This is a genomic window from Bradyrhizobium glycinis (assembly GCF_016031655.1).
Taxonomy (GTDB): Bacteria; Pseudomonadota; Alphaproteobacteria; order Rhizobiales; family Xanthobacteraceae; genus Bradyrhizobium; species Bradyrhizobium glycinis.
On record NZ_JACCHQ010000031.1, the window covers coordinates 72,651 to 84,267 of the forward strand.

General features: G+C 63.0%; 10 protein-coding genes. 9 read left to right on the forward strand and 1 reads right to left on the reverse strand.

Features of this window, described 5'->3' with window-relative positions:
• The first annotated feature begins 23 nt into the window (after nucleotides 1–23).
• The 5 genes from HZZ16_RS31710 to HZZ16_RS31730 all read left to right on the forward strand — a co-directional run bounded on the left by HZZ16_RS31710 (nucleotide 24) and on the right by HZZ16_RS31730 (nucleotide 6,956).
• On the forward strand, nucleotides 24–1,259 hold the full coding sequence (locus HZZ16_RS31710; protein ID WP_197954004.1) for an ABC transporter substrate-binding protein: 1,236 nt from the start codon (nucleotides 24–26) through the stop codon (nucleotides 1,257–1,259).
• 116 nt (nucleotides 1,260–1,375) lie between these two features.
• Entirely contained in the window at nucleotides 1,376–2,602 is a 1,227-nt protein-coding gene (locus HZZ16_RS31715; protein ID WP_197954006.1) for an ABC transporter substrate-binding protein, read from the forward strand.
• Between the two features lie 240 nt (nucleotides 2,603–2,842).
• Nucleotides 2,843–4,072 carry an ABC transporter substrate-binding protein gene (locus tag HZZ16_RS31720; RefSeq protein ID WP_197954008.1) on the forward strand — a complete coding sequence of 410 codons (1,230 nt, stop codon included), beginning with the start codon at nucleotides 2,843–2,845 and terminating at the stop codon, nucleotides 4,070–4,072.
• Nucleotides 4,073–4,253: 181 nt separating this feature from the next.
• The gene (locus tag HZZ16_RS31725; RefSeq protein WP_197954010.1) at nucleotides 4,254–5,483 is read left to right on the forward strand and encodes an ABC transporter substrate-binding protein; all 1,230 of its coding nucleotides are present in this window, start codon (nucleotides 4,254–4,256) and stop codon (nucleotides 5,481–5,483) included.
• 189 nt (nucleotides 5,484–5,672) lie between these two features.
• Entirely contained in the window at nucleotides 5,673–6,956 is a 1,284-nt protein-coding gene (locus HZZ16_RS31730) for a glycerate kinase type-2 family protein (RefSeq protein ID WP_197954012.1), read from the forward strand.
• Nucleotides 6,957–7,060: 104 nt separating this feature from the next.
• On the opposite strand, the gene HZZ16_RS31735 is transcribed toward HZZ16_RS31730, so the two are convergent.
• Entirely contained in the window at nucleotides 7,061–7,594 is a 534-nt protein-coding gene (locus HZZ16_RS31735) for a MarR family winged helix-turn-helix transcriptional regulator (RefSeq protein ID WP_197954014.1), read from the reverse strand.
• 172 nt (nucleotides 7,595–7,766) lie between these two features.
• Between HZZ16_RS31735 and HZZ16_RS31740 the strand changes: the two genes are divergently transcribed.
• From HZZ16_RS31740 to HZZ16_RS31755, 4 genes are all read left to right on the forward strand, one after another.
• Nucleotides 7,767–8,807, forward strand: coding sequence for a branched-chain amino acid ABC transporter permease (locus HZZ16_RS31740; protein WP_197954016.1), 1,041 nt, complete (start codon nucleotides 7,767–7,769; stop codon nucleotides 8,805–8,807).
• A 5-nt stretch (nucleotides 8,808–8,812) separates the two neighbouring features.
• Complete coding sequence (locus HZZ16_RS31745; protein WP_197954018.1) at nucleotides 8,813–10,582, forward strand: branched-chain amino acid ABC transporter ATP-binding protein/permease; 1,770 nt, start codon at nucleotides 8,813–8,815, stop codon at nucleotides 10,580–10,582.
• Nucleotides 10,579–11,310 (forward strand): ABC transporter ATP-binding protein, encoded by a 732-nt coding sequence (locus tag HZZ16_RS31750; protein WP_197954019.1) that lies wholly within the window; start codon nucleotides 10,579–10,581, stop codon nucleotides 11,308–11,310. The genes HZZ16_RS31745 and HZZ16_RS31750 overlap by 4 nt, the downstream gene beginning before the upstream one ends.
• 113 nt (nucleotides 11,311–11,423) lie before the next feature.
• Nucleotides 11,424–11,617: transposase family protein (locus tag HZZ16_RS31755; protein WP_197954020.1), on the forward strand; the 194-nt coding region annotated here is incomplete at its 3' end.

The window sequence follows — 11,617 nt, forward strand, 5'->3', positions numbered from 1 at the left end:
TTGAATTAACCAAGGAGATCGAATTGTATTTTGGAAGAACACTGCGAGCCGCCGCGCTGGTCGCGGCAACGGCGGCCATCACTCTCACCTCCGGCGCTGCACTCGCCCAAAAGAAATACGACACCGGCGCGTCCGATACCGAGATCAAGATCGGCAACATCATGCCGTACAGCGGTCCGGCGTCGGCCTATGGCATCATCGGCAAGACCGAAGAAGCCTATTTCAAGATGATCAACGACAAGGGCGGCATCAACGGCCGCAAGATCAACTTCGTCACCTATGACGACGGCTATTCGCCGCCGAAGGCCGTCGAGCAGGTTCGCAAGCTGGTCGAGAGCGACGAGGTGCTGCTCGTTTTCAATCCGCTCGGCACGCCCTCGAACAGTGCGATCCAGAAGTATCTGAACTCCAAGAAGATCCCGCAGCTATTCGTCGCGACCGGCGCCACCAAGTGGAACGACCCGAAGAACTTCCCCTGGACCATGGGCTGGCAGCCCTCCTACCAGAGCGAAGCGCAGATCTACGCGAAATGGCTGATGAAGGAGAAGCCGGACGCCAAGATCGCGATCCTCTATCAGAACGACGATTTCGGCAAAGATTACCTCAAGGGCACCAAGGACGGCCTCGGCGCCAAGGCCTCCTCCATGATCATCATGGAGGAGAGCTATGAGGTCTCCGAGCCGTCGATCGACGGCCACATCGTCAAGATCAAGGCGGCCAATCCCGACGTGCTCCTGATCTACACCACGCCGAAGTTCGCGGCCCAGACCATCAAGAAGACCGCCGAGCTCAACTGGAAGCCGCTCCAGATCCTCACCAACGTGTCGATCTCGGTCGGCAGCGTGATGAAGCCGGCCGGCTTCGAGAACGCGCAGGGCGTGCTGTCGGCGGCCTATGCCAAGGACTCCACGGATCCGCAATGGGCCAACGACCCCGGCATGAAGAAGTGGAACGAGTTCGTCGACAAGTACATGCCGGGTGCCGACAAGTCGGACACCAGCATGGTCTATGGCTATGGCGCCGCCTCGACGCTCGCCAAGGTGCTGGAGATGTGCGGTGACGATCTCACCCGCGCCAACATCATGAAGCAGGCCGCCTCGTTGAAGGACTTCGCGCCGGATACGCTGCTGCCCGGCGTCAAGATCAACACCGGCGCCACCGACTTCGCTCCGATCGCGCAGCTCCAGATGATGCGCTTCAAGGGCGAGAAGTGGGAACTGTTCGGCGAGATCATCAGCGGTGACGTCGCCTCCGAGTGAGGGGTGACGCGATAATCGAGGACGAGGAGCCCCCGCGGACAGCCGCGGGGGCTTTTTGTTGACGACGGGCGTCAATCTTGTTCAATGCGATCGATCCATCCCGGGGCAGGAGAACAATGGCTGCCGTTCGTTCCCAGGTTGCGCCGCTCTGGGCCGCGCTCGTCTTGTGCACTGCAATGAGCAGCGAAGCGCTGGCGCAGAAGAAATACGACAGCGGCGCTTCCGATACCGAGATCAAGATCGGTAACATCATGCCTTATAGCGGTCCGGCCTCCGCCTATGCCGCGATCGGCAAGACCGAGGAAGCCTATTTCAACAAGGTCAACGCCGAGGGCGGCATCAACGGCCGCAAGATCAAATTCATTTCCTATGACGACGGCTATTCGCCGCCGAAGACGGTGGAACAGGCGCGCAAGCTGGTCGAGAGCGACAACGTGCTGCTGATCTTCGGCTCGCTCGGCACCTCCACCAACAGCGCCATCCGCAAGTACATGAACGAGAAGAAGGTGCCGCAATTGTTCGTGGCGAGCGGCGCCTCGAAATGGAACGACCCCAAGCAATATCCCTGGACCATGGGCTGGCAGCCAAGCTACGCCAGCGAGGCCCGCATCTACGCCAAATACATCATGAAGGAGAAGCCGGACGCGAAAATCGGCGTGCTCTACCAGAACGACGATTTCGGCAAGGACTATCTGAAGGGGCTGAAAGAGGGCCTTGGGCCCAAGATCTCGATGATCGTGCTGGAAGAAGCCTACGACAGCTCCGAGCCGACGATCGACGAGCGCGTCGTCAAGTTGAAAGCCTCCGGCGCCGACGTCTTCATCAGCATCACCAGCCAGAAATTCGCCGCGCAGGGGATCAAGAAGGCGGCGGAGATCAACTGGCATCCGATGCAGATCATCTCCAACGTCTCGGCTTCGGTCAGCGGGGTGCTGGAGCCGGCGGGCATCGAGATCTCGCAAGGCATCCTGTCGGCGACCTACACCAAGGACGGCTCCGATCCGCAGTGGAATGCCGACGACGGCATGAAGACATTCTACAATTTCCTCACGCAATACCAGCCCAAGGCCAATAAGCTCGATGCCGGCGTCGTGTTCGGCTATGCCGCCGCACAGACTATGGTGAAGGTGCTGCAGATGTGCGGCGACGATCTCACCCGCGAGAACGTCATGAAGCAGGCCGCCAGCCTGAAGGACTTCGAACCCGACACGCTGCTGCCCGGCATCAAGATCAACACCGCGCCCGATAATTTCGCCCCGATCGAGCAGCTCCAGATGATGCGCTTCAAGGGCAAGAGATGGGAGCTGTTCGGCGACATCATCTCGAGCGAGATGAGCCACTGAGCGACGCAATTCAAGATAGCGGCTTCTTCGCAGAGCAATTCCAGGGGTGAGTTTGCCGCGCAAAAAATCTCACGCGCCGGAATATTTACTATCCGAACAGATTGCCGCCGCGCGACGCCCGTACGGGCGTTCTTCTTGCTGACGGCCGTGGATAGGTATTGAATGCGCGACCGAGCGACCCGCAACGATCGCTCCCAACAAGAACAATCGACACATTCAATCCTGTCCAGGGAGATCAAAATGCCTGCAATGCATGTGCGATTGGGGGCCCTTTCGGCTGCCCTCGTGCTGGCTACCACCCTTTCCACGGCAGCGTCCGCGCAGAAGAAATACGACACCGGCGCATCCGACACCGAAATCAAGATCGGCAACATCATGCCCTATAGCGGACCGGCCTCCGCCTACGGCGTGATCGGCAAGACCGAAGAGGCCTATTTCCGCAAGATCAATGCGGAAGGCGGCATCAACGGCCGCAAGATCAACTTCATCACCTATGACGACGCCTATTCCCCGCCGAAGACCGTGGAGCAGGCGCGCAAGCTGGTCGAGAGCGACGAGGTGCTGCTGATCTTCAATTCGCTCGGCACGCCGCCGAACTCGGCGATCCAGAAATACATGAACCAGAAGAAGGTGCCGCAGCTGTTCGTCGCCACCGGCGCGACGAAGTGGAACGATCCGCAGAACTTCCCGTGGACGATGGGCTGGCAGCCCAACTACCAGAGCGAGTCGATCATCTACGCCAAGTACATCCTGAAGAACAATCCGAACGCCAAGATCGCCGTGCTCTACCAGAACGACGATTACGGCAAGGACTATCTGAAGGGTTTCAAGGACGGCCTGGGCGCGAAGGCCGCCTCGATGATCGTCATCGAGGACAGCTACGAAGTCTCCGAGCCGACCATCGACTCCCACATCGTCAAGATGAAGGCGACCAACGCCGACGTTTTCTTCAACATCACCACACCGAAATTTGCGGCGCAGGCGATCAAGAAGAACGCGGAGATCGGCTGGAAGCCGCTGCACTTCCTCAACAACGTCTCGGCCTCGATCGGCAGCGTGATCAAGCCGGCCGGCTTCGAGAACGCGCAGGACATCATCTCGTCGCAGTATTTCAAGGACCCGACCGACGCACAATGGAAGGACGACAAGGCGATGATCGCCTGGAACGAGTTCCTGGATAAGTACTATCCGGAAGCGAACCGCACCGACGCTTCGGTGATGTACGGCTATATCGTGAGCCAGGGTCTCGTTCACGTGCTCAAGGCCTGCGGCGACAATCTGACCCGCGAAAACATCATGAAGCAGGCCGCCAACATCAAGGACTTCGAGCCGGCGGGTCTGTTGCCGGGCATCAAGGTCAACACCTCGGCCACCGATTTCGCGCCGCTCTCGCAGCTGCAACTGATCCGCTTCAAGGGCGAGCATTGGGAGCGATTCGGCGACGTCTTGAGCGGCGACGTCGGCGGCTGACCATTAACCAGTCGCTAAAGACGTAAGTCCCGACCGACTAAAGAAGCAGCCCCTGCGGCCCTGCCGCAGGGGCTTTTCCTTGAAGCTTTCGGGCAAATCGTATTGAATTGCGCTCGCGTCGCCAAAAACAATCAAGTCAAGAAAAGGGACGCGCAAACCAAGAAAAAACAGGGAGATTGGAATGCCTGCTGTCAACGGCAAGCTTGCGGCCGCTTCATTGGCGCTCGCGCTCATCGCGGCCTCGGCCTCAACCGCAACGGCCCAGAAGAAATATGATACCGGCGCGACCGACACCGAGATCAAGATCGGCAACATCATGCCCTACAGCGGACCGGCCTCCGCCTACGGCATCATCGGTCGCACCGAAGCCGCCTATTTCAAGAAGATCAACGAAGAAGGCGGTATCAACGGCCGCAAGATCAATTTCGTTTCCTACGACGACGCCTACTCGCCGCCGAAGACGGTGGAGCAGGCGCGCAAGCTGGTCGAAAGCGACGAGGTGCTGCTCGTCTTCAACTCGCTCGGCACGCCGCCGAACTCCGCGATTCAGAAATACATGAACTCGAAGAAGGTGCCGCAGCTGTTCGTCGCCACCGGCGCCACCAAGTGGAACGATCCGCAGAACTTCCCGTGGACCATGGGCTGGCAGCCCAACTACCAGAGCGAGACGCAGATCTACGCGAAATACATCCTCAAGGCCATGCCGAACGCCAAGATCGGCGTCCTCTACCAGAACGACGATTACGGCAAGGATTACTTGAAGGGCCTCAAGGACGGCTTGGGGGCCAAGGCCGCGAGCATGATCGTGCTGGAGGAAAGCTACGAGACTTCGGAGCCGACCATCGACAACCACATCGTCAAGCTGAAAGCCACCGGCGCCGACGTCTTCATCAACATCACCACGCCGAAGTTCGCGGCGCAGGCGATCAAGAAGATCTCCGAGATCGGCTGGAAGCCGACCCACTTCCTCAACAACGTCTCGGCCTCGGTCGGCAGCGTGATCAAGCCCGCCGGGTTCGAGAATTCGCAGGACATCATCTCGGCCGCCTATTTGAAGGATGTCTCCGATCCGCAGTGGAAGGACGATCCCGGCATGAAGGCGTTCCTCGACTTCATGACGAAGTACTTCCCCGAGGGCGACAAGCTCGACGGCGGCACCATCGTCGGCTACGGCGTCGCGCAGACGCTGGTCGAAGTGCTGAAAAAGTGCGGTGACAATCTCACGCGCGAGAACGTCATGAAGCAGGCGGCGAGCCTGAAGGACTTCCGCACCGAAGTGCTGCTGCCCGGCATCAAGATCAATACCGGGCCGAACGACTTCGCGCCGATCAGCTCGCTGCAGCTGATGAAGTTCAAGGGCGACAAGTGGGATCTCTTCGGCGAGGTGATCAGCGCCGACGCCGGCGGCTAGAAACTGCAAAGCGCGGACGACGGGCCCCCTGCGCAGATCGCGCAGGGGGCTTTGGCTTATGCGGCAATTGCGATCACGCGATTGCACAATCGAATGACGGCGAAGGCGCTTACGCTTTGGCACACGATGCGGTAGGCAGATGGCGGCGACCGCGTCGCCGCCAGTCCAGTCTGCGCAAGGCCATTGTCCATGACCGACCGACGTTCCCTGCTCCGCGCGCTCTACGACGCCGCCGTTGCCGCCGCCCATCCCGACGTGGTGCTGGCCCCTCACCTGCGGCCTGCGCCCAGGGGGCGCGTGATCTGCCTCGCCGCCGGCAAGGGCGCCGGCGCGATGGCGGCGGCCGCGGAGCGGCATTATCTCGACGCGCTGGGATTGGCGCCGGAGCGCCTCGTCGGCATCGCCACCACGCGCCACGGCTACGGCGTGCCGACGCGCCGCATTCGCGTGGTCGAGGCCGGTCATCCCGTGCCTGACGAAGCCGGCCTGAAGGGCGCGGCCGACACCCTCGCGCTCGCGGGCGAGGCCGGGCCGGACGATCTCCTGCTGGTGCTGCTCACCGGCGGCGGCTCGGCCAACTGGATCGCGCCGGTGGACGGCATCAGCTTCGCGCAGAAGCAGGCGGTCAACAAGGCGCTGCTGCGCTCGGGCGCGCCGATCGGCGAGATGAACGTCGTACGCAAGCACCTGTCGCGGATCAAGGGCGGCCGTCTCGCCCGCGCCGGCAGGAACGCCGCGGAAGTCGTGACGCTCGCGATCTCCGACGTGCCGCATGACGATCCTTCCGCGATCGCCTCCGGTCCTACCGTGCCGGATCCGACCACGCTGGCCGATGCGCGCGCGATCGTGGCGAAATACCGGCTCGACATCGACGATGCGGTGCGCCGCGCGCTCGACGATCCCAACAACGAGAGCTGCAAGCCGGGTGACGCCGCCTTTGCACGCGCGCATTTCGAGCTGATCGCGCGGCCCAAGCAGTCGCTGGACGCCGCGGTCAAGCTCGCGCGCGAGTCCGGTTATGAGACCATCGATCTCGGCGCCGATCTCGAAGGCGAGGCGCGCGAGGTCGCCGCCAATCATGCCAAGCTGGCGCTTCAGGCGCGTAAGCAAGGCAAGCGCGTTGCGATCCTGTCCGGCGGCGAGCTCACGGTCACCGTGCGCGGCAACGGGCGCGGCGGACCGAACCAGGAATACGCACTGGCGCTGGCCTCGCTGTTGAAGGATACGGCGGGCATCTCGGCGCTGGCCGGCGACACCGACGGCGCCGACGGCGGCGCCGGCCACCCAACCGACCCCGCCGGCGCGCTAATCGATGCGGCGACCTTTACGAAGATGAAGGCGCTGGCACTCGAGCCGCAGGCGTACCTGGACAACAACGACGCGACCACGTTCTTCGAGGCGACGGGCGACTTGCTGCAGACAGGCCCGACGCTGACCAACGTGAACGATATCAGGGTGATTTTGGTGGATTGAGAGGGGGCGTCTCTCCTCGTCATTCCGGGCACGCGCAAGCGTGAACCCGGAATCTCGAGATTCCGGGTTCGACGCTTCGCATCGCCCCGGAATGACGGGATCGCTCAAAACTCGTTGGCGATCTTCGCGAGCATCTCGATCAGGGCTTCGCGGTTGGCCTGGCCGAGCAAATCGTTCAGCCGGGCCTCGTGCTTGGTGGCGACGAGCTTCTTGGCGCGCGCCAGCACGGCCTTGCCCTTGTCGGTCAAGACAAGGATGTGCGAGCGGCGATCGTTGGTGGAGCGGATCCGCGCGCAAAGGTCGCGGCTCTCCAAATTGTCGAGCATGGCCACGAAGTTCGGCCTGAGGATGCCGAGCGTGGAGGCGATCTCGGTCTGGTTACGGCCGGGGTTTTTCTCGACCAGCAGCAGCACCGAGAATTGCGCCGGCGTCAGCTGGAGCGAGGCCATGCAGCGCAAGAAATTCTCGAACACCTTGAGCTGCGCACGTTTCAGGACATAGCCCAGCTGCTCGGAAAGCTCGCCGAGCTGGAGGGCCTCCGCCTGCGGCTCGCTGGCGTCCTTGCGGCCCTTGGCCGCGTCGGCCGGCTTTTCGGCGGACTTTTCAGCGGTCTTTTCAGCGGTCTTGGAAACGGTCATCGCCTCGTGCTCGCAATCCCGCTAAATTTGGAACGGGTCGTTCCCGCCCTTGAAGTTATATTCGATAATTGTTATGGACCATACCAAATATCGCATGCGTTTTTCAATGGCTGTGAACGGACCGTCCACTGCAATCGAGGGGACCGGTCCGGATTAGGGGGAGCGTCCGGTCTTGAATACCACCATTATGCTGTTCCTGGTGCAGGACGGCATTACCAATGGCGCGATCTACGCGCTGCTCGGCCTGGCGCTGGTGCTGGTGTTCGCCGTCACCCGCGTCATCCTTATTCCCCAGGGCGAGTTCGTCACCTATGGCGCATTGACCTATGCCTCGCTGGCCGCCGGCCAGATGCCGGGCACGGCAAAGCTGGCGCTCGCGCTCGGCATCGGCGCCTTCGCCTTCGACCTGTTCGAGGCGCGCAAGGCGCTGCACGGGCGGCTGGTTGTCCGCAGCTTCATCGCCAACGTCGTGTTGCCGGCGATCGTGCTCGCACTGACCTTGTCCCTCGCCGCGCAGAAGCCGCCGGTCGCGGTCTGCATCGCGCTGTCGCTGGTGATCGTGGCGATGATCGGGCTCTATCTCTACCGCGTTGCCTTCCAGCCGCTGGCGCACACTTCGGTGCTGGTGCTGCTGATCGCCTCGGTCGGCGTCCACCTCGCGCTACAGGGCCTCGGCCTGTTGTTCTTTGGCGCCGAAGGCCAGCGCGGACCTGCCGTGCTGTCCGGCGCCTTCACCGCCGGCGCCCTGCGCTTCACCGGCCAGAGCATCACCGTCTATGCCATCACCATCGCCTTCATCGTCGCCCTCTGGCTGTTCTTCGGCCTGACGCTCTATGGCAAGGTGCTACGCGCGACCGCGGTCAACCGGCTCGGGGCGCGGCTCGCCGGCATCCGCACCACGCTGTCGGGCCAGATCGCCTTCCTGCTGGCCTCCGTGATCGGCGCGCTCTCCGGCATCCTGATCGTGCCGATCACCACCCTGTACTATGACTCCGGCTTCCTGATCGGGCTGAAGGGCTTCGTCGCCGCGATCATCGGAGGCCTCGTCAGCTATCCCCTCACCGCCGTCGCAGCGCTGGTGGTCGGCATCGTCGAGGCATTCTCGTCCTTCTACGCCTCCAACTACAAGGAGGTGATCGTCTTCATGCTGCTGATCCCCGTGCTGCTGCTGCGCTCGCTCGCCGCGCCCGCGGTCGAGGAAGAGAAGGACTGAGCCCGATGCAGAGCCGGCTTCCCATCCTCGTCTTCGCGCTCCTCATGGCAGCGATCCCGTTCATCCCGGGCGTGCCCCCGTTCTGGATCGTGCTGCTCGACAATATCGGCCTTGCGGCCCTGGTCGCGATGGGCCTCGTGCTGCTGACCGGCGTCGGCGGCCTCACCTCGTTCGGCCAGGCCGCCTTCGTCGGCTTCGGCGCCTACACCACCGCCGTGCTGACGACGGGCTATGGCCTGTCGCCCTGGCTGACGCTGCCGCTGTCGCTCGTGGTCAGTGGCTCGCTCGCGGTGCTGCTCGGGCTGATCACCGTGCGCCTCTCGGGGCATTACCTGCCGCTCGGCACGCTGGCCTGGGGGCTCGGGCTGTTCTACCTGTTCAGCAAGCTGGAGTTTCTCGGACGCAACGACGGCATCTCGGCGATCCCGCCGCTGTCGATCGGCACGTTCAAGATGCTCTCGCCGGGCTCGATCTATTACGCGATCTGGGTCGCGGTGATCCTCTCAGCCCTGCTGACGATGAACCTCTTGGACTCCCGCACCGGCCGCGCCATCCGTGCGCTACGCCGCGGGCATGTCGCGGCCGAGGCCTTCGGCGTCCACACGCCGCGGGCCAAACTGCTGGTGTTCATCCATGCCGCGGTGCTCGCCGGCCTGTCCGGGTGGCTCTATGCCCATCTGCAGCGCGCGGTGAACCCGACCCCGTTCGGCGCGCATATGGGCATCGAATATCTCTTCATCGCCGTGGTCGGCGGCGCCGGCTATGTCTGGGGCGGCGTCCTGGGCGCGGCAATCGTCGTGATCCTGAAAGAGGCGCTGCAGAGCTATCTTCCGCTGATCCTGCCCGGCTCCGGCCAGGTCGAGACCATCGTGTTCGGCATCATGCTGGTGGCGCTGCTGCAGCTTGCGCCCGGCGGCCTCTGGCCCTGGCTGATGTCGTTCCTCCCCGAGCGTACCGATGGCAAGAAGCCGGACACGTCGCTGAAGCTGGAGCATCGCGCCCGCGCGCCCGCCGAGGCCGGCGTCCTGCTTCAGGTCGAGAAGGCGCGAAAGCAGTTCGGCGGCGTGGTCGCGGTGAACAACGTGTCCTTCGAGGTCCAGGCCCGCGAGATCGTCGCGCTGATCGGCCCGAACGGCGCCGGCAAGAGCACGACCTTCAACCTGATCACCGGCGTCCTCTCGGCGACCTCGGGCTCGATCTCGGTGCTCGGCAAGAAGGTCGACAACGCGCCGCCGCAGGAGATCGTCAAGCTCGGGATCAGCAGGACCTTCCAGCACGTCAAGCTCGTCCCCGACATGACCGTGCTGGAGAACGTCGCGATCGGCGCACATTTGCGCGGCCATTCCGGACCCGTTTCCTCGATGCTGCGGCTCGACCGCACTGACGAGGCCAAGCTGCTCGCCGAAGCCGCCCGCCAAATCGAGCGCGTCGGCCTCACCGAGCAGATGCACCAGCTGGCAGGCTCGCTCTCGCTCGGCCAGCAGCGCATCGTCGAGATCGCCCGCGCGCTCTGCGTCGATCCGATGCTGCTGCTGCTCGACGAGCCGGCCGCCGGCCTGCGCCACATGGAAAAGCAGCGGCTCGCCGCGCTGCTCCGCGAGCTGCGCAACGGCGGCATGAGCGTGCTCTTGGTCGAGCACGACATGGGCTTCGTGATGAACCTTGCCGACCGCATCGTGGTGCTCGATTTCGGCACCAAGATCGCGGAAGGCACGCCGGCGACGATCAAGACCAATCCCGAAGTGATCAAGGCCTATCTCGGAGTGGCGGCATGAGCACGCTGTTGTCCGTCACCGACGCGCATGTCGCCTATGGCAAGGTCGAGGCGGTGCGTTCGGTCTCGCTCGAGGTCGGCAGCAACGAGATCGTCACCATCGTCGGCGCCAACGGCGCCGGCAAGACCACGCTGCTCTCGGCCATCATGGGCATCCTGTCGCTGAAGGGTCGCGTCGCTTTTGCCGGGCAGGATCTCGCCCGGCTCGACATCGAGGACCGCGTCGCGATGGGGCTTGGTCTCGTTCCCGAGCATCGCGAATTGTTCGTGACCATGAATGTCGAGGACAATCTGGAGCTGGGCGCCTTCCGGATCGAGCGCAGCAAGGCGAAAGCCTCGATGGAGCGAGTCTATGCGCTGTTTCCGCGGCTGAAGGAGCGGCGCAAGCAGCTCGCCGGCACGCTCTCCGGCGGCGAGCAGCAGATGCTCGCGATGGGCCGCGCGCTGATGGGCGAGCCGAAGCTCTTGATGCTGGACGAGCCGAGCCTTGGCCTTGCCCCGATCATCGTCGCCGACATCTTCCGCATCGTCACCGAGCTGCGTGCCGCCGGCGTCTCCGTGCTGCTGGTCGAGCAGAACGCGCAGGCCGCGCTGAAGATCGCGGACCATGCCTATGTCATGGAGCTCGGCGAGTTCGTGCTCAGCGGTAAGGCCAGCGACATCGCCGCCAACGAGCGGGTCGCGGCCAGCTATCTCGGCTTCCAGCACGAAGGCGCGAGTGCGATTTAGCTTTCTTATCCTCCCCTGGAGGGTAGGGGAATCGCATATGGCGTTGGTAGTGTATTGCAAAGCGATTTGAACTGGATTCTTTGGGTTTCTCTCGATTGTCGAGGGAGACCCAAATGCGCAAACTCAGGCGCCTGCTCCGACCTCTCAAGGATCCACGCGCCGATAACTCGCGGCACGCGCTGGCTGATATCGTCATCATCGCTTTGGCGGCAACGCTGGCTGGCGCCAAGAGCTGTACCGAGTTCGAATTCTTCGGGAGGGGCCGAGAGGAACTGTTGCGGGAGTTTCTGGAGCTCAAACACGGCAT